The 21,348-nt window shown below is 70.0% G+C and carries 21 protein-coding genes, 2 tRNA genes and 1 pseudogene; 14 read left to right on the top strand and 10 right to left on the bottom strand.

Translation table 11 applies throughout. The features are described from left to right. Positions 1 to 76: 76 nt before the first annotated feature. From ygfZ to dxs, 6 genes are all read left to right on the top strand, one after another. A complete protein-coding gene (ygfZ, locus tag MFF40_RS16930; protein WP_238261455.1) occupies positions 77 to 931 on the top strand; it encodes a CAF17-like 4Fe-4S cluster assembly/insertion protein YgfZ in 855 nt (284 codons plus the stop codon). Positions 932 to 991: 60 nt separating this feature from the next. Continuing rightward, positions 992 to 1,606 (top strand): DNA-3-methyladenine glycosylase I, encoded by a 615-nt coding sequence (locus MFF40_RS16925; RefSeq protein ID WP_147898833.1) that lies wholly within the window; start codon positions 992 to 994, stop codon positions 1,604 to 1,606. Continuing rightward, the gene (locus MFF40_RS16920; protein ID WP_147898834.1) at positions 1,603 to 2,205 is read left to right on the top strand and encodes an HD domain-containing protein; all 603 of its coding nucleotides are present in this window, start codon (positions 1,603 to 1,605) and stop codon (positions 2,203 to 2,205) included. The genes MFF40_RS16925 and MFF40_RS16920 overlap by 4 nt, the downstream gene beginning before the upstream one ends. A 53-nt stretch (positions 2,206 to 2,258) precedes the next feature. Beyond that, entirely contained in the window at positions 2,259 to 2,771 is a 513-nt protein-coding gene (locus MFF40_RS16915; RefSeq protein ID WP_147856000.1) for a tyrosine phosphatase family protein, read from the top strand. Positions 2,772 to 2,973: 202 nt separating this feature from the next. Next, a complete protein-coding gene (locus MFF40_RS16910; protein ID WP_147898835.1) occupies positions 2,974 to 3,234 on the top strand; it encodes an exodeoxyribonuclease VII small subunit in 261 nt (86 codons plus the stop codon). Positions 3,235 to 3,277: 43 nt separating this feature from the next. Beyond that, on the top strand, positions 3,278 to 5,272 hold the full coding sequence (gene dxs / locus MFF40_RS16905) for a 1-deoxy-D-xylulose-5-phosphate synthase (protein WP_147898836.1): 1,995 nt from the start codon (positions 3,278 to 3,280) through the stop codon (positions 5,270 to 5,272). A 177-nt stretch (positions 5,273 to 5,449) separates the two neighbouring features. On the opposite strand, the gene MFF40_RS16900 is transcribed toward dxs, so the two are convergent. Together MFF40_RS16900 and MFF40_RS16895 are read right to left on the bottom strand one after the other, a co-directional pair. After that, positions 5,450 to 6,541 carry a tartrate dehydrogenase gene (locus MFF40_RS16900; RefSeq protein ID WP_147898837.1) on the bottom strand — a complete coding sequence of 364 codons (1,092 nt, stop codon included), beginning with the start codon at positions 6,539 to 6,541 and terminating at the stop codon, positions 5,450 to 5,452. A gap of 101 nt (positions 6,542 to 6,642) precedes the next feature. Beyond that, entirely contained in the window at positions 6,643 to 8,577 is a 1,935-nt protein-coding gene (locus MFF40_RS16895; RefSeq protein WP_238261453.1) for a chloride channel protein, read from the bottom strand. Positions 8,578 to 8,726: 149 nt separating this feature from the next. Here MFF40_RS16895 and MFF40_RS16890 point away from each other — a divergent pair. The 7 genes from MFF40_RS16890 (at position 8,727) to MFF40_RS16860 (ending at position 12,688) form a co-directional block, all read left to right on the top strand. Beyond that, positions 8,727 to 8,803: transfer RNA gene (locus MFF40_RS16890), tRNA-His, on the top strand. A 275-nt stretch (positions 8,804 to 9,078) separates the two neighbouring features. After that, positions 9,079 to 10,155, top strand: coding sequence for a tartrate dehydrogenase (locus MFF40_RS16885; protein ID WP_147898838.1), 1,077 nt, complete (start codon positions 9,079 to 9,081; stop codon positions 10,153 to 10,155). 111 nt (positions 10,156 to 10,266) lie between these two features. Further along, the gene (hpt, locus tag MFF40_RS16880; protein ID WP_147856744.1) at positions 10,267 to 10,836 is read left to right on the top strand and encodes a hypoxanthine phosphoribosyltransferase; all 570 of its coding nucleotides are present in this window, start codon (positions 10,267 to 10,269) and stop codon (positions 10,834 to 10,836) included. Positions 10,837 to 11,020: 184 nt separating this feature from the next. Further along, positions 11,021 to 11,386 (top strand): response regulator, encoded by a 366-nt coding sequence (locus tag MFF40_RS16875; RefSeq protein ID WP_007567202.1) that lies wholly within the window; start codon positions 11,021 to 11,023, stop codon positions 11,384 to 11,386. Positions 11,387 to 11,443: 57 nt separating this feature from the next. Next, a complete protein-coding gene (locus MFF40_RS16870; protein WP_238261451.1) occupies positions 11,444 to 11,803 on the top strand; it encodes a hypothetical protein in 360 nt (119 codons plus the stop codon). A gap of 246 nt (positions 11,804 to 12,049) precedes the next feature. After that, a complete protein-coding gene (locus MFF40_RS16865) occupies positions 12,050 to 12,427 on the top strand; it encodes a hypothetical protein (protein ID WP_147898839.1) in 378 nt (125 codons plus the stop codon). Between the two features lie 186 nt (positions 12,428 to 12,613). Further along, a tRNA-Thr gene (locus MFF40_RS16860) sits at positions 12,614 to 12,688 on the top strand. Between the two features lie 163 nt (positions 12,689 to 12,851). Here MFF40_RS16860 and rsgA read toward each other — a convergent pair. Continuing rightward, positions 12,852 to 13,886 (bottom strand): ribosome small subunit-dependent GTPase A, encoded by a 1,035-nt coding sequence (gene rsgA / locus MFF40_RS16855; RefSeq protein ID WP_147853354.1) that lies wholly within the window; start codon positions 13,884 to 13,886, stop codon positions 12,852 to 12,854. Between the two features lie 425 nt (positions 13,887 to 14,311). Between rsgA and MFF40_RS16850 the strand changes: the two genes are divergently transcribed. Continuing rightward, the gene (locus tag MFF40_RS16850; protein ID WP_378997245.1) at positions 14,312 to 16,015 is read left to right on the top strand and encodes a porin; all 1,704 of its coding nucleotides are present in this window, start codon (positions 14,312 to 14,314) and stop codon (positions 16,013 to 16,015) included. Between the two features lie 214 nt (positions 16,016 to 16,229). Here the strand turns inward: MFF40_RS16850 and MFF40_RS16845 are convergent. From MFF40_RS16845 to MFF40_RS16815, 7 genes and pseudogenes are all read right to left on the bottom strand, one after another. After that, positions 16,230 to 16,432: pseudogene (locus MFF40_RS16845) on the bottom strand (transposase); the annotation flags it as partial. Beyond that, positions 16,377 to 16,904 (bottom strand): chromate transporter, encoded by a 528-nt coding sequence (locus MFF40_RS16840; RefSeq protein ID WP_210247779.1) that lies wholly within the window; start codon positions 16,902 to 16,904, stop codon positions 16,377 to 16,379. The gene MFF40_RS16840 and the pseudogene MFF40_RS16845, both read right to left, overlap by 56 nt. Next, positions 16,901 to 17,506, bottom strand: coding sequence for a chromate transporter (locus MFF40_RS16835; RefSeq protein WP_147897749.1), 606 nt, complete (start codon positions 17,504 to 17,506; stop codon positions 16,901 to 16,903). The genes MFF40_RS16840 and MFF40_RS16835 overlap by 4 nt, the downstream gene beginning before the upstream one ends. Beyond that, positions 17,484 to 18,470, bottom strand: coding sequence for a phospholipase D-like domain-containing protein (locus MFF40_RS16830; RefSeq protein ID WP_147897748.1), 987 nt, complete (start codon positions 18,468 to 18,470; stop codon positions 17,484 to 17,486). Before MFF40_RS16830 ends, MFF40_RS16835 begins: the two co-directional genes overlap by 23 nt. Positions 18,471 to 18,493: 23 nt before the next feature. Next, complete coding sequence (locus MFF40_RS16825) at positions 18,494 to 18,655, bottom strand: hypothetical protein (RefSeq protein WP_187277623.1); 162 nt, start codon at positions 18,653 to 18,655, stop codon at positions 18,494 to 18,496. A 205-nt stretch (positions 18,656 to 18,860) separates the two neighbouring features. Next, positions 18,861 to 19,931 (bottom strand): cytochrome d ubiquinol oxidase subunit II, encoded by a 1,071-nt coding sequence (cydB, locus tag MFF40_RS16820; protein WP_308447709.1) that lies wholly within the window; start codon positions 19,929 to 19,931, stop codon positions 18,861 to 18,863. A 2-nt stretch (positions 19,932 to 19,933) separates the two neighbouring features. Continuing rightward, complete coding sequence (locus MFF40_RS16815; protein WP_147897745.1) at positions 19,934 to 21,346, bottom strand: cytochrome ubiquinol oxidase subunit I; 1,413 nt, start codon at positions 21,344 to 21,346, stop codon at positions 19,934 to 19,936. Between the last annotated feature and the right edge of the window lie 2 nt (positions 21,347 to 21,348).

The following is a 21,348-nucleotide window of genomic DNA, read 5'->3' as shown; positions in this document are numbered from 1 at the left end:
GGGCGCGCAGCGACTACCTCCCGGCCACGCGCTCCGGAATTCCGGATCGCTCCCGTCGCGTGAGGATCTGCCTGCCATGCCCGTCGCCCTGCTGCCGGACCGCGCCCTCGTCACCGTCACCGGGCCGGAATCCGCCGCACTGCTCCAGGGCGTGCTGACCTGCAACGTCGAGACCCTGCAGGCCGGCGAAGCGCGCCTCGGCGCCCTGCTGGCGCCGCAGGGCAAGATCCTGTTCGACTTCCTGATCTCGCGGATCCCGGACGGTTTCCGGCTCGACACGGCGATCGACCGGGCGGCCGACCTGGCCAAGCGCCTCACGCTCTACCGGCTGCGCGCGCAGGTGGCGATCTCGGTCGACCCGACCGTGGCGGTAGCGGCGGCCTGGGCCGGGGCCTCCCCGGCGGCCGAGTCGGACACGGTGGCGGATGCACGCCACGTCGATCTCAGCGCCCGGATCTACGCTGTCGAAGGCGCCTTCTCGGCCGACGCCTCGGAGGCGGAATACCATCGGCGCCGCATCGCACTCGCCGTGCCCGAGGGCGGACGCGACTACGCCTACGGTGATGCGTTCCCCCACGAGGCGCTGTTGGACCAGCTCGGCGGCGTGGACTTCAAGAAGGGCTGCTATGTGGGCCAGGAGGTGGTCTCGCGGATGCAGCACCGGGGCACCGCCCGCACCCGGATCCTGGCGGCCCGCTATACGGGCGAGGCCCCTCCCCCCGGCACCGAGATCACCGTCGGCGGCAAGGGACTGGGCACCACCGGCAGCGCCGCGGACGATCGCGGCCTTGCGCTGGTCCGGCTCGACCGGCTGGCCGACGCGCTGACGGCCGGTGCCACCCCGCTGGCCGGCGACCGGCCGGTGACCTTCGAGAAGCCGGCCTACGCGACCTTCGCGATGCCGGAAGCGGCCGGATCGCCGGCAGCCTGACCGCGGATCGGGGCGCGGGCCGCGATGGCGTTCCGCTCCTGTTCTCGCTAAACCGGCGGGATGTCCGAGACCGGCCTGATCAACCATCCCGATGGCTGCCCCCGCTGCTGGTGGGCCGGCCACGACCCGCTCTACGTCGCCTATCACGACACCGAATGGGGCGTGCCCGAGCGCGACGGCCGGGCGCTCTACGAGAAGCTAATCCTCGACGGCTTCCAGGCCGGCCTGTCCTGGATCACGATCCTGCGCCGCCGCGACGGGTTTCGCGACGCGTTCTCGGGCTTCGATCCGGAGGCCATCGCCCGCTACGACGAGGCCGACGTCACCCGGCTGATGGCGGACGCCCGCATCATCCGCAACCGCGCCAAGATCCTGGGCACGATCGCCGGCGCCCGGGCCTGGCTGCGGATCGAGGAGAGCGGCCCCGGCTTCGCGCCGTTCCTGTGGGATTTCGTGGACGGGCGGCCGATCCAGGGCGGCGCCCGGACCCGCGCCGAGATCCAGACCGAGACGCCGGTCTCCCGGGCGATCGGCAAGGCCCTTAAGGAGGAGGGTTTCTCCTTCTGTGGGCCGACCATCGTGCACGCCTTCATGCAGGCGGTCGGGATGGTGAACGACCATCTCGTCGACTGCCACCGGCACGTAGCCTGCGCCGAACTGGGGCGGCCGGCATGAGCGAGGCGCGCGACCCGGCGCCCCGGGCCTGGCAGCGGATGCTGTCCGGCCGGCGCCTCGACCTGCTCGATCCCGCACCCCGGGACATCGAGATCGCCGACATCGCCCACGGGCTCGCCCGGGTCGCCCGCTGGAACGGCCAGACCCGGGGACCGCACGTCTTCTCGGTGGCCCAGCACAGCCTGTTGGTGGAGGCGGTCGGGCGCCAGATCGCCCCCGGCTGCACCGAGCCCGAGGGGCTGGAGCTGCTGCTGCACGATGCCCCGGAATACGTCGTCGGCGACATCATCTCGCCGCTCAAGGCCGCGATCGGCGACGCCTATCGCGGGGTCGAGCTGCGCCTGCTCGCCGCCGTGCGCCGCCGCTTCGGCCTGGCCGAGCCCGGGCCCACCCTCGGCAGCCTGGTCAAGCGCGCCGACCGGATCGCCGCCCATATCGAGGCCGTGGAGCTCGCGGGCTTCGCGCCCGACGAGGCGGACCTCTATTTCGGCGCGGCCCCCGATCTGCCCGAGGCCGTCCTCGGGTTGGCCGAGCCCTGGCCGACCGCCCAGGCCGAGGCACGGTTCCTCGACCGGTTCCACGCCCTCTGCCGGGCTTGAGATCCGAGACCTCCGCCCTCGATCCGTCACGATCCCACGCCATGGGCCGCCACATGCCGACCCTTCACGTCTGTCCGCTCTCGCGCCTGCCCGAGACCGTCGCCGCCACCGGGGCGAGCCACGTGCTCACGCTGGTCAATGTCGGCACGCCCCTGGAGCGGCCGGCGCTAATCGATGCGGAGAATCACGCCATCATCGGGGTCAGCGACATCGCCGAGCCCCGGGACGGACACGTTTTGCCGGCTGACGAGCACGTGGCCGGGATCCTGGCCTTCACGCGGGCCTGGCCCCGGGACAAGCCGCTGGTGATCCACTGCTATGCCGGGATCAGCCGCTCCACCGCGGCGGCCTACATCGCGGCCTGCGCCCTGGCGCCCGAGCGCGACGAGGGTGCCATCGCCGACGCCCTGCGGGCCGCCTCCCCGTCCGCGACCCCCAACCCCCTGTTCGTGGCGATCGCCGACCGGATGCTCGGTCGGGACGGCCGCATGGTCGCGGCGATCGCGCGGATCGGCCGCGGCGCCGAGGCGTTCGAGGGGACGCCGTTCTGCCTCACGCTGACGTGACGGCCCACCACAAAACTTTCAGTTGCCGACGCCTGTACCGCTGCGTGCGACCGTTCGAGGGTCGTTCCGCAGAGGGTAGCGAGTGTGGCGCAAACGCCGCCGCGCCGCACCAAAACGCTGCGGATCGGCCCGGGCCCACCCTCGCCTGGGTTGTGGCCGCACCGGCTGCCGCCTTAGAACCGACCCAAAGGATGTGTGTGGGATGAACGCGAGCAGACCCGAGGCGGCCCCGGCCGCCGGCGACCTGCCCTTCGAGAAGGCGCTGGAGCAACTCGAAGAGATCGTGCGCAGGCTCGAGCGGGGCGATGTCCCGCTGGACGAGTCGGTGGCGATCTACGAGCGCGGCGAGGTGCTGAAGAAGCACTGCGAGGCGCTGCTGAAGCGGGCCGAGGCGCGGATCCAGAGGATCACCCTCGGCGCCGACGGGCGGCCCGTGGGCGTGGCGCCGCTCGATATATCCTGAGGCTCGGCGGTCAGACCGATCCCGTCCGATAGAGGTTGATGCCGTGGCGATTTCCCCCGAGCTGAGCGCACTTCTCGACCGTATCCCGGAGCCTGCGGCGCTCCGGCAGCTTCCCGAATCCGAGCTGCAGGCGGTGGCGGACGCGGTGCGGGCCGAGATGATCGACGCGGTGTCGATCACCGGTGGCCATCTCGGCTCCGGGCTCGGCGTGGTCGAACTCACGGTCGCCCTGCACCACGTGTTCGACACCCCCGACGACCGCATCGTCTGGGACGTCGGCCACCAGTGCTACCCGCACAAGATCCTGACCGGGCGCCGCGACCGCATCCGGACGCTGCGCCAGGGGGGCGGCCTGTCCGGCTTCACCAAGCGCTCCGAGAGCGCCTACGACCCGTTCGGCGCCGCCCATTCCTCGACCTCGATCTCGGCCGCGCTCGGCATGGCGGTCGCCCGCGACCTCGACGCCGACGCCGCCAAGGCCAAGGGCCGGACACCCAAGCGCCGCAACGCCATCGCGGTGATCGGCGACGGCTCGATGTCGGCCGGCATGGCCTACGAGGCGATGAACAACGCCGGCGCCCTGCACTCGCGCCTGATCGTCATCCTCAACGACAACGACATGTCGATCGCCCCCCCGGTGGGCGCGATGTCGGGCTATCTCGCTCGCCTTGCGTCCGGCGGCACCTACCAGTCGCTCCGCGAGACCGCCAAGCAGCTCGGCAAGCTCCTGCCCAAGGCCATCTACCAGCGCGCGGCGGCCGCCGAAGAATACGCCCGCTCCCTGGTGGTGGGCGGCGGCACGATGTTCGAGGAGATGGGTTTTCACTATGTCGGCCCGGTCGACGGGCACAACCTCGACCAGCTGCTCCCGGTGCTCAAGAACGTCCGCGACGCCGAGCACGGCCCGATCCTGCTCCACGTGGTCACCCGCAAGGGCAAGGGCTACGCGCCGGCCGAGGCCAGCGCCGACCGCTACCACGGCGTGGTCAAGTTCGACGTGGTCTCGGGGGTCCAGGCCAAGGCCAAGCCCAACGCCCCGGCCTACACGAGGGTGTTCGGCGAGAGCCTGATCAAGGCGGCCGACGCCGACGACCGGGTCGTGGCGATCACGGCGGCGATGCCGGGCGGCACCGGCATCGACCTGTTCGGCAAGGCCCACCCGGACAAGACCTTCGACGTCGGCATCGCCGAGCAGCACGCGGTGACCTTCGCGGGCGGGCTGGCGACCGAGGGCTACCGGCCGTTCGTGGCGATCTACTCGACCTTCCTGCAGCGGGCCTACGACCAGGTCGTGCACGACGTGGCGCTGCAGAACCTGCCGGTGCGGTTCTGCCTGGACCGGGCCGGGCTGGTCGGCGCCGACGGGGCGACGCACGCCGGCGCGTTCGACCTGGCCTACCTGTGCTGCCTGCCGAACATGACCGTGATGGCGGCCTCCGACGAGGCCGAGCTGGTGCACATGGTGGCGACCGCGCACGCCCATGACAGCGGCCCGATCGCGCTGCGCTACCCGCGCGGCGAGGGCGTTGGCGTCGAATTGCCGGAGCGGGGCGACGTCCTGGCGATCGGCAAGGGCCGGATGGTCCGCCAGGACCCGGAGGCGCGGGTGGCGATCCTGTCGCTGGGCACGCGGCTGTCGGAGGCCTTGAAGGCGGCGGATACACTCTCGGAGCAGGGCGTGGCGGTGAGCGTGGCGGATGCGCGCTTTGCCAAGCCGCTGGACGAGGCGCTGATCCTGGACCTGGCGCAGAGCCACGAGGTTCTGATCACCATCGAGGAGGGCTCGCGCGGCGGGTTCGGGGCGATGGTGCTGCACCTGCTGTCCGAGAAGGGCGCGCTGGATGCCGGGCGCGTCCGGGTGCGCACCCTGACTCTGCCGGACCTGTACCAGGACCACGACAGCCCGGAGAAGATGTACGCCGAGGCCGGCCTCGACGCCGCAACCATCGTCAAGACCGCGCTCGCCACCCTGCCGGCGTCCTCCGGCCAGGTCGAGCAGGCGAGCAACGTGGTGAGCGTCCGCCGCCGCCCGCGCTGATGTTTTTGAATGCGACGAGCGTCCAACCCAAGTCCCTCATCCTGAGGGGGCGAAGCGCAGCGTAGCCCTCGAAGGAGCCCTCCAGCGGTCTCGCGATCCCTGGAGGGCTCCTTCAAGGCCCGGTGGCGCGGACCCTTCAGGATGAGGGGGGTGGATGGGAGGTCGCGGAAGCGCCCCCTACCCCAAAGCGTCAGCCACCGCCTTACCGCACGCCTGCGTGTCGGCGTTGCCGCCGAGGTCGCGCGTGCGCAGCGTCCGCTCGGACAGCACCCGCTCGATCGCGCTGACGATCTCTCGGGCGGCCTCGTGCTCGCCGAGATGCTCCAGCATCATCGCGCCGGACCAGATCTGGCCGATCGGGTTGGCGATCCCCTGGCCGGCGATGTCGGGGGCGGACCCGTGGACCGGCTCGAACACCGACGGGTGCACGCGCTCCGGATTGATGTTGCCGGACGGCGCGATGCCGATCGTTCCGGTGCAGGCGGGTCCGAGATCCGACAGGATGTCGCCGAACAGGTTCGACGCCACGACCACGTCGAACCGGTCCGGGTTGAGCACGAAATGCGCGGTCAGGATGTCGATGTGGTACTGGTCCCACCGCACGTCCGGGTAGCCCTCTGCCACCGCCTTCACGCGCTCGTCCCAGTACGGCATCGTGATCGAGATGCCGTTCGACTTCGTGGCCGAGGTCAGGTGCTTCTTCGGCCGGGTCTGGGCCAACTCGAAGGCGAACTTGAGGATCCGGTCGACCCCGTGGCGGGTCATGATCGTCTCCTGCAGGGCGAATTCGCGGTCGGTGCCGGCGAACATGCGGCCCCCCGCATTCGAGTACTCGCCCTCGGTGTTCTCGCGGACCACCCAGAAGTCGATATCGCCGGGCTTGCGGTCGGCCAGCGGGCACTTCACCCCGGGCATGAGGCGCACCGGACGCAGGTTGGCGTATTGGTCAAACTCGCGCCGGAACAGGATCAGCGAGCCCCACAGGGAGATGTGGTCGGGAACGCGCTCCGGCATGCCGACGGCGCCGAAATAGATCGCGTCGTGTGTCTCGATCTGCGGCTTCCAGTCCTCCGGCATCATCCTTCCGTGCCGCTCGTAATAATCGCAGCTCGCGAAATCGAACCAGTCGAACTGGAGCGCGAAGCCGTGCCGCTTGGCCGCCTGCTCGAGCACGCGCACGCCCTCGGGCACCACCTCCTTGCCGATGCCGTCGCCCGGGATAACCGCGATGCGGTAGCGGCGCTGCGGGCTGCTGTCTTGACCGGCCATGGATCCTCACGGGTCTCGCGTCGGGGGCCGCGGACCGGCCCCGAGTTGCACGATGCCAGGGTGTTGCACCCGCGCATGCGGTCAACACCCCGGCCTGACAATCACGGAGATTCGCCTGCCATGGCCCGGCGCTGGCGGTCCAGTTCCTCGCTGTAGCGCTTGAGCGTGTGGCTCTCGGTGAGCAGGCCCAGGACTTGGCGGCTCGCCGCACTCTGGACCACCGCGAGCGCCTCGCTCTCGCTGCGGTCGAAGGTTGCGGCCGCATCCTTGGCGTTCATCTCCGGCGTCAGGAACAGGTCGGGGTGATGCAGGAGGTCGGTGAGCACCGGCGGGGCGCCGGCCTCGGCGTCGCGGGCGGCGGCATGTGCCTCGGGAACGCTCACGATCCCGGCGTAGCGGCCCTGTGCATCCACGGCGACCACCCGGGAGGGGGAGCCCAGCGGATGCGCGCGCAGGAAGGTCGGCAGCGGCGTGTCCGCCGCCACGGTGGCGACGTCCCGGCGCATCAGCCGGCCCACGGTCAGAGAGCGGATCCAGCCGACATCGTGGGGACTGCGGATGGTCTCGCCGCGCAGGTGGAAGCGCCAGGTCGCGAAGGAGTAGCCGAAGATCTTCCGGACGGTCAGCGAGGACGCGATCACCGCCGCCAGCACGAGCCCGGTGATCGGCAGGCTGCCGGTGATCTCCAGCGCCAGGAACGTCATGGTCAACGGGCCGCCGATGATCGCCACGGCGAGCGCGCTCATGCCGATCACCGCGTAGGCCAGCGGCGTGAGGCCGAAGACCGCCATCGCGGGCAGGAGGTCCGGGGCCAGGGCGGCGAACAGCTTACCGGCGATCGCCCCCAGGAACAGCGACGCGAAGAACAGGCCGCCCCGGAACCCGGAACCGATCGAGATCGCCGTGGCCGTCGCCTTGGCGGCGAACAAGCCGGCCAGAAACGCGGCTCCGTGCCCCTGCCCCTCGGCGGCGAAGTGCATGTGCAGGGCTCCGTGGCCGCCCGAGAGCACCTGCGGCGTCGCGACGAGCGCCAGCGCGCCGACGCACAGCCCCCCGAAGGCGGGACCGGCCGCCCGGGGCAGGCCGGAGGCCTGCACCAGCCGCTCGACCAGGGTGACGCCGCGCATGATCAGGATGCCGAGCAGCGCGCAGATCAGCCCGAGGGCGAGGCTCGGCAGGATCTCGAGGCTGGTGATGTGCGAGGTCGTGACCGCCTGCATGTCGCCGAGATCGACCAGCGGCTGCGTGTGGATCAGCGCCCGGGAGACGAGGTTGCCGCAGAGCGCCGCGACCACCACCGGCGCCAGGGTGGCGATCGTGTAGGTGCCGATGATCAGCTCGAAGGCGTAGAACGCCCCGGCCAGCGGCGCCCCGAACCCTGCCGCGATGGCCCCGGCCGCCCCGCACCCGACCAGGGTCCGCAGGTCGCCCCGGCGGACCTCGAAGGCGATGCCGAGCCGCGAGGCGAGGCCGGAGGCGAGCTGCGTGTAGCCCGCCTCCAACCCCACGGAGGCCCCTGAGCCGTTCGAGATCACGTTCTGCAGGGCGAGGTAGAGGCTGTCCCGCAGGGACATCCGGCCGCCGTGCAGGGCGTTGGCCTCGATCGGGTCGATGGCTGGGCGCTTGCGCGGCCCGCGCAGGTAGTTCGCCACGAGGATCAGCAACCCGAGCAGCACGCCGCCGAGACAGGGGCCGATCAGCAGGAGCGGCGGCGCGACCGCGTCGGCGGCGCTGAGCCGGGTCCCCGCCGGGAGGTGGTACAGCGTCTCCCGCAGAGCCTGCGTCACCCAGGTCATGGCCGAGACCGCCAGCCCGCTGACGCAGCCCACCACGGTCGCCAGCAGGACGAGCCCGCCCTCGCTGCGCCGGACCAGGCTGCGCAGCCGCCCAGGTGCCAGGAAGATCCGGGAGCGGGTCCAGCGCCCGCGGGGTCGATGGCCCGGCCGCGCAGCCGTCCGGTTCGCCGCCCCCGTCTCGGCGGCCTGGCCCCGATCCCGGCTCCCGGTCGCGCCCGCCGCTGGCTCTCGCGCGCTCACGCTCGCCCCTACCCCCGATCCGCCCTGGCCGATGCGCGGTTTTGTCGGTGCACTTATGAGGCGAATCCGCCCTGCGTCCACCGACACCGCATCAGCCTGCACACATCGTCTTGAAAACTGCCGCGGCCCACGATACACCGCCCGCCAGTGCCGCCGTAGCTCAGTTGGTTAGAGCACCAGATTGTGGATCTGGGGGTCCCCCGTTCGAGCCGGGGCGGTGGTACCATCCATTCAGGACGACGGCGCAAGGGGTTGGCGGATCGCCGACCCCTTTTGCGTTTGCGGATGCCCCGTGGCGCGCGAGAACGATCGTTCGGCCGGCGTAGGGCAGCGCGCATTCGGCATTCGCCTCTTGTGAGCGTCCCCCCACTCCGGCTGATTTGCGGGGCCGAGATGGGCGCCAACGCATCGCTGTCGAGGCGGAAACGGCCCTGTGCCCTCCTGGCGGGGGACGCCGACGCGTCCTGAATGGCGTAGGGTCCCAGAAACGGAGGCCACGCCATGAAGCAGTACCGCATCGCCGCCATCCCGGGGGACGGGATCGGCCAGGAGGTCATCGCCGCCGGCATTGAAGTGCTCGACGCCCTCGCCGAGCGCGACGGCAGCTTCGGATTCGCGTTCGACCGGTTCGATTGGGGCTCGGACTACTACAAGGCCCACGGCGTCATGATGCCGAAGGATGGGCTGGCGCAGATCGAGGGCCACGATGCGATCTTCTTCGGCGCGGTCGGCGCGCCGGACGTGCCGGACCACATCACCCTGTGGGGCCTGCGGCTCGCCATCTGCCAGCCGTTCGACCAGTACGCCAACGTCCGGCCGACCCGCATCCTGCCGGGCATCACCAGTCCCCTGCGCCACGTCACCGGGCCGGAGCTCGACTGGGTGATCGTGCGCGAGAATTCCGAGGGCGAGTATGCCGGCGTCGGCGGCCGGGTCCATCAGGGCCATGCCAACGAGGTCGCCACCGACGTCTCGATGATGACCCGCTCGGGGGTCGAGCGCATCATCCGCTACGCGTTCGCGCTGGCGCGTACGCGCCCGCGCAAGCTGCTCACCGTGGTCACGAAGTCGAACGCCCAGCGCCACGCCATGGTGATGTGGGACGAGATCGCCGCCGAGGTCGCGGCCGACTTCCCGGACGTGGCCTGGGACAAGATGCTGGTCGACGCCATGACCATGCGGATGACCATGAAGCCCCAGACCCTCGACACGATCGTGGCGACGAACCTGCACGCCGACATCCTGTCGGACCTCGCGGCGGCCCTGGCGGGATCGCTCGGCATCGCGCCCACCGCCAACATCAACCCGGAGCGCCGGTTTCCCTCGATGTTCGAGCCGATCCACGGGTCGGCCTTCGACATCGCCGGCAAGGGCATCGCCAACCCGGTCGGGACCTTCTGGACCGCCTGCCAGATGCTCGAGCATCTCGGCGAACAACCCGCCGCCGACCGGCTGATGCGCGCGGTCGAGCGCGTCACCGCCGATCCCGCCCTGCACACCCCCGATCTCGGCGGAACGGCCACGACCCGCGCGGTCACGGAGGCGGTGATCGCGGCGATCCGCGGCGACAACGGCTGACGGCAGGCCGCCGGCTTGATCCGGTGTTCCCCCGGCGGGTCCTGGGCGTTAAGGTCGGTCTCGATCGCGGCGGTGAGCCCGCACAAAAAAGAAACCTCCGGGACCCGTCAGATGAGCATCCCCGAGCGGCGCGTCCGCCCCCTGTTCGACGAGGCGGCGATCGCCAAGCGCAACACCGAGCTGGCGCAGGAGATCCTGTCGGCGAACCCGGAGGACCTTCTGGTCGTCGCCGTGCTCAAGGGCAGCTTCATGTTCGCCGCCGACCTGCTCCGGGCCTTGCACCGGGTGGGGCTGTCGCCGCAGGTCGAGTTCGTGCACCTATCGAGCTACCGTACGGGCACGGTCTCCAGCGGGCAGGTCGAGATCCTGCGCGACGTGCAGAGCGAGGTGCGCGGGCGGGACGTGCTGCTGGTGGACGACATCCTCGAATCCGGCCGGACCGTCGTGTTCGCCAAGGATCTGCTCATGGCACGGGGCGCCAAGCGGGTGCTCACCGCGGTGCTCCTGGAGAAGCCGGGCAAGCGCGCGGTGACGATCGACGCCGATTTCGTCGGCTTCACCTGCCCGGACGTGTTCGTAGTCGGCTACGGAATGGATGCCGCCCACGCCTACCGGCAACTGCCCTTCGTGGGCGTGGTCGATTTCGACAGCGGCGATCCGGACCTGTTCGACGAGGCGTGATCGGTCCGCTGGACGGCGCGGCATTTTCGTCCCGGCGGATGGGGATGCGATTGTTTTCCCGAGTTGTGCCTTGACAGCGCAACGGTTCCGTTCGTGATCTGTTATCCATAAGCAGGCCTGAAGTCTCATCCTGGCGGGACATCCTCCGAATCAGGCCCAGGATCAGGAACGTTTACGGGACCCCATGGCGCGCATCCTCCTCGTGGATGACGAAGAGACCGTCCGAGGCTTCCTCAAGCGGGGGCTTGAGATCGACGGCCACGCCGTCGTGACCGCCAATGACGGCAGCGACGGGCTGGATCGGCTCAACGAGGCCGATGGCGGCTTCGACCTGATGCTGACCGACATCCGCATGCCGCTCATGGACGGCATCGCGCTGGCGCTCGCCGCCAAGCGCGACTTCCCGGACCTGACCATTCTGCTGATGACCGGCTTCGCCGATCAGCGGGAGCGGGCCCGCGGTCTCGACGCGATCGTCACCGACGTGCTGACGAAGCCGTTCTCCCTGGCGGATTTGCGCGCCACCGTGAGACGGGCGCTGGCCGCCTGACGGTGCGCGTCCTGGTACCGGGCGTCGATTTCATCCGCCTTTAAACATCCGTTTTAGGTGGCGCTTCACGAAAGCGTGTCAGTTTCGGCGGCGAATATCGATCCGGCCGGGCAAGGCAGCGCGATGGACCGTCGAGACAGGGCCGCCCCCGAGGCGGATTGGGACGACGACTGGGATGCGCCGCCGCGTCCCCGTAGGAGCGTCTTCGGACGTGCGTTCGGTCTTCTCAAGCTTGCGATCTTCGTCCTGCCGGTGGCGATGCTCCTCTATGGCAGCGTCGCCGATTGCAGCGCGCGTCCCGCCCCGGGGAGCTGGCTGGGGCTGGTCGGCGCGAGCGCCTGCGCGCGCGGCGAAATGATCGGCACCGTCCTCTCGATCCAGGACAACTTCGCGCTGCTGAAGCGGCTGATCGATTGAGGTCTGCGGGGGAAAGCCCCGCCGCACCCCGCCGAGAGCATCGTCCTGAATGGGGGCCGCCGGCCTTCGCGAAAACGACGATGCGAATGAAGGGGCGATCGCAGCGTGACGGGTCCGATATCCGGCGCGCTGCGCCGGACGGTTACCGACTCGGCGTCGGCGAGCGCGTCACATCAAGCCCAGAAGGGCGACCCCGATTGCATCGCGACCGGGCTCGCCCGTTGCCCCGATCTTCGCGAGCCCAGCATGTCCAGCCAGCCCCTCCCCCCGTCTTCCACCGTGACCGGGCACGACGCGCTCGAGGAGGCCCAGTTCCGCGCCCGCATGGCGCGGCTCGGCTCCGACCCGGCGAGTCGCCGCCGCCCGCGGAACCCGCGGGCAGCCGGCCGGCGTGGCTTCCGCCTCGGCTGGAAGGGCTGGCTCGTCGTCGACAGCCTGATCGTATTGCTGGTCGTGGCGGCGGTGGTCGCTTGGCCGCCGATCCAGGCCTGCCGGCACCAGGATAAGACAACCGGCTTCTACGCCGGCGATTCCGTCGATCGCTGCATCCGCCGGGGCATCGCCGAGCGCATCGACCGGGCGGACCAGCGCCTGAAGGCCCTGGTCCGCGGCTCCGGGCGCTGAAGCGTGCGCCGCCGACTAAACGCCGGCTCGGCCTGAACGCGTCACCTCAAGGATCTGGCGCCGTTTCCTGTCCCGCCGGCACCGGAGATGGCACCAGCCTTGGCACAGGCCATTCGGTCGGACCCTGGATCCTCGCCCGGGCCGGCTTGAGCGGCGGCACCGCGACTGGTAGCAAGCGTGTCGTGGGCCGGTGTAGCACAGCGGTAGTGCAGCGGTTTTGTAAACCGAAGGTCGGGAGTTCGATCCTCTCCACCGGCACCAGATTTTTTCGAACGCTTACCGCAGGTTAAGTGAATTTCAGGCCCCGGCAACCGCATCGCGCGTACCGGGGCATGCAGCATCGGCTCTTCGAACCGCCGGACCGGGGAAGGACCCGAGAATAGCGGTCCTGTTCCAGCATCTCGCTTCGACGCAAACCTACAGGCTATCGGCCGGCATTCTGACGGCCGCGCGGCCCGCTGGACGCCTTGGCGTTGTCGAGGTTCTCGGTGAGTAGCTTGCGCCATCGGGTCAGCCTGTCGGGATCCAGCTGGCCGTTGGCGACGGCGGCCCGCACCGCGCAGCCGGGTTCGTGGGCATGCGTGCAGTCTCGGAACCGGCACGAGGGGGCCAACTCGGTGATCTCGGCGAACAGGGTCGCGATGCCGTCGGCGGCGTCGCTGACCTGAAGCGTTCGCATCCCGGGCGTGTCGATGACCCAGCCGCCGCCCGCGATGGCGTGCAGCGAGCGCGACGTCGTGGTGTGGCGCCCCTTCGCGTCGTGCGCGCGGATGCTTCCCGTCTCCTGCGCGACCGCCTCGTTCACGCCGGTCAGGGTGTTCACCAGCGTCGACTTGCCGACCCCGGAGGAGCCGACCAGTGCAACGGTCTGTCCGACGCCGCACCACGGCGATAAGGCGCTTGAAGCCTCCGGGAGGCGGGAATCGACGGCCACGACGGCCAGCCCGCGCTGCAACGCGGCGGCTTGGTGCTGGTAGGTCCGCACATCCGCCGCCGTATCCGCCTTCGTGAGCAGGATCACCGGATTTGCGCCGCCCTGATTGGCCAGCGCCAGATAGCGCTCCAGCCGGGCAGGATTGAAATCCGCGTTGCAGGATGTGACGATGAACAAAGTGTCGACGTTGGCCGCGGCCACCTGCGGAATCCTGCCGCCTTCGGTGCGGCGCTCCAGGACCGACCTGCGGTCCAGGCGGCGGTGCAGGGTCTGGGTCCGGGGATCGACCAGCACCCAATCGCCCACCGCGAAGTCGCCGGTGTTCGTATGAACCGGAAGCGTCAGCTTGACCGGTCCGGTGAGAGCCAGGGCGGTCAGGCGGGAGCGGTGGACCGTGGCGATCCGCATGGCGGCGAGATCGGTCTCGTCGTCCCCCCGCTGGTCCTCGAAGAAGCTGGACCAACCCAGGCTGGCAGGCTGCGCGGGATGAGGGCAGACGGGATGATCATTCACCGGCTTGGCCATGACACGGCCTCCCGCCCATGGCCAGCGTCCAAAGTGTAACGCTGCGCCAGGCTCGGCGTGCGTCCGGCGATGCAGCGGTCCTTGTCATCGGCCGGGACGCACTTTGCGCCGTGCATCGATGGCAGCGAAATCGTCTGCTCCCATCGGGTGTGAGCAACGGGAGGCGGCGCAGAATGGCCGATGGCCTCCGGTCCGCTTCGGTGAGATTCGACTGGCGAACGGATGGCCTCCGCCCGACCCGCCCCTCCCATTCCTCCGGGTTCAGCGGATCCCCGAAGCCGGCCTCGGCCCGGCCCTGGCGCAGGATCGCCCGGCGGTAAACCGGGGCCGCGCGCGATCGGCCCTTCGACCGGCCCCGGGGTACCGCGCGGGATTATCCGGCGCCGCGATCCGTCCGATTCCATGGGGGGAATGCGGATGGTGGAATGGTCGACTCGATGCGGGTGTTGTGTGCGGAAGACCGAAACCATCGACCGAAGCGTGTGACGAGGAGCCTTCTGGCAGGTTTCGCGGGGTTGCTGAGCCTCCCCATCGAAGGGGCGGAACTTCCGGACCGGCGCAAACCGCAGCGCTTCGAGAGCGTGCGGATCTGCTCGAGCTATGGTCAGGCCTTCTTCTTCATTCCCGGTACGGATACCTGCCTGCGCCTCTCCGGCCGGGCGCGCTTCGAATACGCCTACCAGCCCGCCTACAGCCGCTCCGGCAACAATGCCGGCGCCACGCCGGGGGATTACAGCGGCTACCAGGGCCGCCTCCGGATCAACCTCGACGCCCGGACCCAGACGGCCTACGGCACCCTGCGCTCCTTCCTCCGCCTCGATGCCGGGAGCCGGACCGGCTTCCCCACCATGCATGCCGGCGCGCTGCTCCGGATCGGCGGCGCCTACCCGGCCCTCGGCATCGACACGTTCGGGCGAGCCCAGCAGCAATTCAACGTCGACAAGGCCTTCGTCCAATTCGCCGGCCTCACCGCCGGGCGCGCGGCCTCGTTCTTCGATTTCTATGCCCACGACTTCGAGTTCATCGTGGCCACCACGGGCTCGGACAACCCCTCGACCAACCTGGCCGCCTACACCGCGACGGTGGGCAAGGGCCTGTCCGCCACATTGTCGGTGGAGGACCCGGTCTTCCGACGCACGCCGGTCTATTCGTCCCAGAACGCCGCCCTCCGGTCGAACCTCGGTCCGGGCGCCCTGGTCTTCTCGCCGGGAAGCCCCGTCGCGCCGATCTTCGCCGGGTTCGACGCCGCCGGGAACCCGACGGGCGTAGGCTTCGTGGATACGATCCAGCGCAGCCGGATACCCGACATCGTCGGGGTGCTGCGCTCCGACCAATCCTGGGGCTCGGCGCAGCTCTCGGGGGCCCTGCACGAGGTCAACCACGGCCTGCTCGACAGCGTTTCGTTCTCCGGAACGAACCTGGGCGCCCCCGTCTCGCCGGGCAACAGCCGCCCCCCGCGCGGAACCGCCTCCGCGTTCGGCTGGGCGGTGCAGGGGGGCGTGAAGGTCAACCTGCCCGCCATCGCGGCCGGCGACACGCTCTACCTGCAGGGCGCCTACGGAGAGGGCGCGGCGTTGTATACCGGCGTACCGGCCTATAACGGCCCCTACGCGCAGGCGGCCAGCGCGGTGCAGGGGGCGGCTTTCTCCCAGTTCTTCAACGACGGCGTGATCAACCCCTTCACCCATCGCCTCGCCTTGACGGCGAGCTACTCGTTCACGGCCTCGATGCTGCACTACTGGACCCCCTCGGTCCGCTCCGCCGTCTTCGGCTCCTACGGCGGCCTGGCCTTCGCCCGCGGCGCCCGCGCGGCACAGGGCGCCTATTTCGGGCTGACCGGGACAGGACCGGGCACCCCCGGTTCGCGATTCTTCGACCTGAGCCCGGTCTTGCGGTACAGCGACCGCTTCGTCGTCGGCGCCAACCTGATCTGGTCGCCGGTGAAGGAGTTCGATATCGGCGTCGAGGCGATCTACACGCGCTACGGACCGCGGAGCGGCCGCATCCTCGACACGAGCCGTTACCCCGGCCAGAACCCGGCCTACGTCAACAACCCCGCCAACCCGGTCGCCACCGCCAGCAGCGTCGACGTCATCCAGGTGCGCGCACGCGTGCAGCGGGATTTCTGAAGGGCGCGGCGGCCCCGGGCCGCGCGTTTATGGCCCGCGCAGCGAGTACGGCGCCCTGTGGGATGATGATCCCGGGCGGGCGAAGACGGCGATGCCCGCCCCCGTAGAGCGGCTCTTTGCGGCCCTCGCAAAGCGACGCCCCAGGCGGTGACCCGGTATACGGTCCGCGGCCTCTGCAAGGTCTCGGACCGTGACAGCCGGGTTGGCGAAAGCTCTGGGCATGCTTGCGCCGGTGGATCTCCGGCACGCCGATGCCGACGAGCTGCGTCTTCCAGCGATGAGACGTCGGATCGGACACGCCCATCGCCGGCAGACCTCGGCCACTGATGCGCCGTTCTCCACCTGCCGCCGGGCAAAGGGCTCAGATCGCGTGCATCCAGCCCAGAAAGCCCGCGATGGCCAGGATCGGGAGCGGATTGAGATTGGTGCGCCAGAACAGCAGGGTGAAGATTGCTGCGGCGACGTACCCACGGGACGAGAAGCCGGCCCCCTCCGCGACCGTCCACCCGCTCGCCAGGATCAGCCCGACCGCGATCGGCCCCAGCGCCGCCTCCAGGGCGATATGCCAAGCGGCCCCCGAAGACGCCTGCCAGATCCGCGCCACGACGATCATCAGCAACGCGGCCGGAAGCATCATGGCGGCCTGGGCGACGACCGCCCCGGCGAGGCCCGCGACCTTGTAGCCGATCATCGCGACGATCAGGTTGCTCGGCCCGGGCGCGGCCTGCGAGATCGCGAAGAGGTCGGAGAACGCGCCGCCGGTGAGCCAGTGCGCCTCCCCGACCGCATGACGCGCCATCTCCGGCACGACGCTGTTGCTGCCGCCGATCGACAGGATCGACATCGTGCTGAAGAAGGTCGCGAGCGCGACGAGGGCGCCGGGCTTCACCGCTCGGCCCCCGCGTCCCCGCGCTGGCGCGGATGCCGCCACGCCAACAGGAAGGCCGGGGGTGCCAGGATCGCCAGGACGGCGAGGAGCGGGAGGTGCAGCACGATCGAGCCCAGGAAGGCCAGGGCGATGACGGCGAGCGCCGCGGGCCGCCGCGCGAAGCCCTCGCCGGCCTTCAGGCCTGCCGACAGCGCGAGCCCCACCGCGGCGGCGGTGACCCCGCGCAGGATATCCTGGACCGCCGGGACCGCGCCGCTCCGGAAATAGGCCCAGGCGAGGCCCAGGACGATGCAGAACGGCACGAGCGTCAGGCCGAGCAGGGCGGCGGCCGCCCCGGGCACGCCGCGGAAGCGGTGGCCAACATAGATCGCGAAGTTCGCCTGGTTGGCCCCGGGTAGCACCCGGGCCAGCGCGTAGGCGCTGAGGAACTCCGCGTCGTCGAGCCAGCGCTTGTCCTCGACGATCAGCTTGCGCGCCCAGGCCGTGAGACCGCCGCCGAAGCTCACCAGCGTCAGCCGGTTGAACAGCCAGAACAGCTCCGGGAGGCCGGGCGCCACGGCGGTTCGGGCCGGGACGGGCTCAGCTGTGTCGGAGGTCGGCATCCGGCTCGAACTCCGCATTCTCTTCCGCATCGGCCGCAGCGATCGGATAGGGCGGCTCGTACCGCCGCGAGCCGCGCCAATCCGCCTCGAAGATCGCCGCGATCGCGCCGACGGTGGCGGCTTCGCGCACAACGACACCGAGTTCGCGCCGCAGGTCGAAGGCGGCCTGATCGAGGTTCTGGGTGCCGAGATAGACCCGGGCCTCGTCGATGATCGCGATCTTGCCGTGGCTGCGCAGCCCCCGCTGCTTGTGAAGCCGGCCGCCGGCCGCCCGGTACAGGCGCCACAGGGCGAAGGAGTACATCAGGTCGGGCTGGTGCAGTCCGTGCTTGCCGCCGCAGAGCAGGCGGACACGGACCCCGCGCTTCAGGGCGGCGTGAATCCGCTCGAAGATCACCGGTTCGGCGAATTTCGGATGGGCGAGATCGATGCTGCGCTCGGCGCCGTCGAGCAGGTCGCACAGGATCGCCCTGGCGCCCCCGGGGCTCCAGGACAGGTCGGAGCCGCCATCGGGCGCGAACGCCTCGCCGTTCCAATCGCCCTCGAAGCAGGCCCGGATGCCGGCGACCTGACCGGGATCGGACAGGACGACCGCGTAATCCCGGGTCTTGGTGAAGTACTTCTCCATGAAGTTGAACGTCGCCACCATGGCGCGCGCGCCGTCCACGACCAGGGACTTCTCGTGCGTGACGAGGAAGCGCGGCGACGTCCAACGCACGGGGATGCCGGCCTCCTCCAGACGCGCGAAGGTTGCGTCGTTGATGCGCTCGCCGGTGCCCTTGGCCGGGTTGAGGAGGACGCGCACCGCGACGCCCTCCGCGTGCCGAGCCAGAACCGCGTCGATCAGCAGGGGGTGGTCGAAGGTGAATTGCTTGAGCAGGATTTCCTGCTCGGCGCCCCGCATCAGCGCGACGACCGGCTCGATGCCGTGGTCCGGTTGAACGATGAGCTGCGGCGCTTGCATGTCGGCGCTACGATCTCCTGACGTCAGATCCGTGCGATGGCCGCGATCGAGCCGGGGCGGTCGAACCGCTGATCGACGCCGCCGCGACGCGGCGGCCTGCCGTGGCGGCTCTTGGAGATGTCCACGACCGGCGCCGTATAGAACGCGGAAATCTGCGAAACAATCAATCTTCGCACGAGCGTCACGCACACCGGCCGGCGCAATTTCTCGTCGGCATCGGTCGCGAACAGTATCGGCCGGAATTCGGCGAAGCGGAGGCCGCGCGCGCGACCGCCCTGTCGCCCGGGACCGGGACGTGGCGTTCCACCGCCCGAGCCGTCGACCGGAGCTGCGAGGGCCAGGGCGATGCGGTCCGTGACGATTCGGCTGCGGCGGCCATGGGGGCCAGCATCAGCACAGGTGCAGGGCGGTCTCGGAGGCGGTGGCGCGTCGGCCTGCGGACGGAGCCGCTTGCCGAGCCTCCTCGGTCCCGTGCGCCTCCAGCACCGTCTTCCCGCGGAAGACCCAGTAGGCGTGGCCGAGATAGGCCATGATGACCGGCACGACGATCAGCACGCCGACCCCGACGAAGCGCAGGGTCGCGACGTCGGACGCGGCACTCCAGATCGTGGCGTGGCGCGGGACGACGTAGGGCCAGAGGCTGACCACCAGACCCGCGAAGCCGAGGAGGAACAGCACGATCGTCAGCTGAAAGACCCGTGTCTCGCGCCGGCTCCACAGGCTGCGCCCGATGAGCACCGAGATGCCGGCGGCCGCCAACGGAAAGAGCGCCAGCGGCAGCACCTGCGGCCAGGCGAACCACCGCTGCGCGACCTCGGGAACCGTCAGGGCCGTCCAGGCACTCACGAGGGTCATCATGCTGGCCGTGAGGATCAGGGCGGCGCGTCCGACCTCCCGGCCGAAGATCTGCACCGCACCCTCGGTGCGCCAGATCAGCCAGCCGGCGCCCAGCAGCGCATAACCGCCGACGAGACCCGCACCGCAGAGCAGCCCAAGCAGGCTGAAAGCGCTGAGCGCGGTTCCCGAGAAGGCGCCATCGTGCACGGGAACGCCGCCGATGAACCCGCCCAGGACGATGCCCTGCGCCAGCGCGGCGAGGAGGGAGCCACCCGCGAAGGCGAAATCCCAGACGCGCCGGAAGCGCGTGGCCTGGAACCGGAACTCGAAGGCGATGCCGCGCAGGATCAGGGCGAACAGCATCGCCATGATCGGCAGGTAGAAGGCCGGAAGCAGCACATAATAGGCGATCGGGAAGGCGGCCCACAGAAGGGCGCCGCCAAGCACGAGCCACGTTTCATTGCCGTCCCACATCGGCGCGATGCTCTGCATCATCAGGTCCCGATGCCGATCGCGCGGAGCGAGCAGGAACAGAATGCCGACGCCGAGGTCGAAACCGTCGGCGAGAACGTAGATCGCGATGGCGAAGGCCGAGACGAGCGCGAAGATCAGGGGCAGGTCCATTGTCATTCCCCGGCCGCGATCGGCGTGGTGTAGGGACGCGCCCGGCTCGGGACCGCCGTTCCGGCCTGCTCGAGGCCCGGACGCACCGCGTTCGGGTGCACGTCTGCGATCGCGGCCGGTCCGCGGATGACAACGCGCGCGCCGTACCAGAAGAAGGCCAGGAGCAGCAGGTTGTAGACCAGGGCGAACATCAGCAGCGAGGTCAGCACGGCACCGGGCGCGAGCGGCGCGACGGCGTCGGCCGTGCGCAGATGTCCGTAGACGACATAGGGCTGCCGCCCGGTCTCGGTCACGGTCCAGCCGGCGATCACCGCGATGAAGCCCAGCGGGGTCGCCGCCATGGCGGCGAGCTGGAACCAGCGGGTGGTGAACAGGCGGCCGCGCCAGCGGAGCACGCCGCCGATGATCGCCAGGATCAGGAGCACGATGCCGATGCCGACCATGATGCGGAAGGCGAAGAACACCAGCGGCACGTAGGGCCGCTCGGCGGCCGGGACGGCCTTGAGACCCTGCACGTAGCCGTTCCAGCTATGCGTCAGGTAGAGGCTCGCGGCGTGCGGGATGGCGATCTCGAAGCGGTTGCGCTCAGCGGCCATGTCGGGCCACGCGATCAGCGTCGCCGGCACGCCCGAGCCGGAATCCCAGAGGCTCTCCATGGCGGCGAGCTTCGTCGGCTGGTGGCGCATCGTGTTGCGCCCATGCGCGTCGCCGATGACCAGTTGCAGCGGGACGAGCACGAGGGCCGCGCCCATCGCCAGCGAGAAGCCCTTGCGGGCGACCTCGACATGCTGCCGCCGCCAGAGATGATAGGCCGAGACACCCGCGACCACGAAGCTGCCCGTGATGTAGCTGGCGCAGACCATGTGCAGGAAGCGATAGGGAAAGGACGGGTTGAAGAACGCCGCCCACCAATCGGCCACGTGGAACAGGCCGTCGGCGTCGAGCGTGTAGCCGGCCGGGGTCTGCATCCAGCTGTTGGAGGCCAGGATCCAGCTGGCGCTGAACAGGGTCCCGGTGGCGACCATCAGGCAGGCGAAAAAATGCGCGCCGCGCCCGACCCGGTTCTCGCCGAAGATGACGATGCCGATGAAGCCCGCCTCCAGGAAGAAGGCGGTCATGACCTCGTACAGGAAGAACGGACCGAGCACGTTGCTGACGGCCCGGGAGAACCCGCTCCAGTTGGTCCCGATCTGGTAGGAGAGCACCAGCCCGGTCACGACCCCCATGCCGAAACCCAGCGCGAAGATGCGGATCCAGAACCGCATCAGCGCGCCGTAGACCGGATTGTCCGTCCGCCACCACCGGAAGCTCAGGAACGCGACGAACGAGGCGACGCCGATCGTGAAGGCCGGCCACAGGATGTGGAAGCCGATCGTGAAGGCGAACTGGATCCGGGAGAGCGTGAGGGCGTCCATGG

The organism is Methylobacterium mesophilicum (genome assembly GCF_022179445.1).
Taxonomy (GTDB): domain Bacteria; phylum Pseudomonadota; class Alphaproteobacteria; order Rhizobiales; family Beijerinckiaceae; genus Methylobacterium; species Methylobacterium mesophilicum.
This window is presented reverse-complemented; position numbering and strand designations above follow the sequence as displayed.

Bases quoted from the DNA above. Each gene is read 5' to 3' on its own strand.
- ygfZ (WP_238261455.1), top strand. From the start codon at position 77: ATGCCCGTCGCCCTGCTGCCGGACCGCGCCCTCGTCACCGTCACCGGG.
- MFF40_RS16925 (WP_147898833.1), top strand. From the start codon at position 992: ATGTCCGAGACCGGCCTGATCAACCATCCCGATGGCTGCCCCCGCTGC.
- MFF40_RS16920 (WP_147898834.1), top strand. From the start codon at position 1,603: ATGAGCGAGGCGCGCGACCCGGCGCCCCGGGCCTGGCAGCGGATGCTG.
- MFF40_RS16915 (WP_147856000.1), top strand. From the start codon at position 2,259: ATGCCGACCCTTCACGTCTGTCCGCTCTCGCGCCTGCCCGAGACCGTC.
- MFF40_RS16910 (WP_147898835.1), top strand. From the start codon at position 2,974: ATGAACGCGAGCAGACCCGAGGCGGCCCCGGCCGCCGGCGACCTGCCC.
- MFF40_RS16900 (WP_147898837.1), bottom strand. From the start codon at position 6,541: ATGGCCGGTCAAGACAGCAGCCCGCAGCGCCGCTACCGCATCGCGGTT.
- MFF40_RS16885 (WP_147898838.1), top strand. From the start codon at position 9,079: ATGAAGCAGTACCGCATCGCCGCCATCCCGGGGGACGGGATCGGCCAG.
- hpt (WP_147856744.1), top strand. From the start codon at position 10,267: ATGAGCATCCCCGAGCGGCGCGTCCGCCCCCTGTTCGACGAGGCGGCG.
- MFF40_RS16875 (WP_007567202.1), top strand. From the start codon at position 11,021: ATGGCGCGCATCCTCCTCGTGGATGACGAAGAGACCGTCCGAGGCTTC.
- MFF40_RS16865 (WP_147898839.1), top strand. From the start codon at position 12,050: ATGTCCAGCCAGCCCCTCCCCCCGTCTTCCACCGTGACCGGGCACGAC.
- rsgA (WP_147853354.1), bottom strand. From the start codon at position 13,886: ATGGCCAAGCCGGTGAATGATCATCCCGTCTGCCCTCATCCCGCGCAG.
- MFF40_RS16850 (WP_378997245.1), top strand. From the start codon at position 14,312: ATGGTCGACTCGATGCGGGTGTTGTGTGCGGAAGACCGAAACCATCGA.
- MFF40_RS16835 (WP_147897749.1), bottom strand. From the start codon at position 17,506: ATGCCGACCTCCGACACAGCTGAGCCCGTCCCGGCCCGAACCGCCGTG.
- MFF40_RS16830 (WP_147897748.1), bottom strand. From the start codon at position 18,470: ATGCAAGCGCCGCAGCTCATCGTTCAACCGGACCACGGCATCGAGCCG.
- cydB (WP_308447709.1), bottom strand. From the start codon at position 19,931: ATGGACCTGCCCCTGATCTTCGCGCTCGTCTCGGCCTTCGCCATCGCG.
- MFF40_RS16815 (WP_147897745.1), bottom strand. From the start codon at position 21,346: ATGGACGCCCTCACGCTCTCCCGGATCCAGTTCGCCTTCACGATCGGC.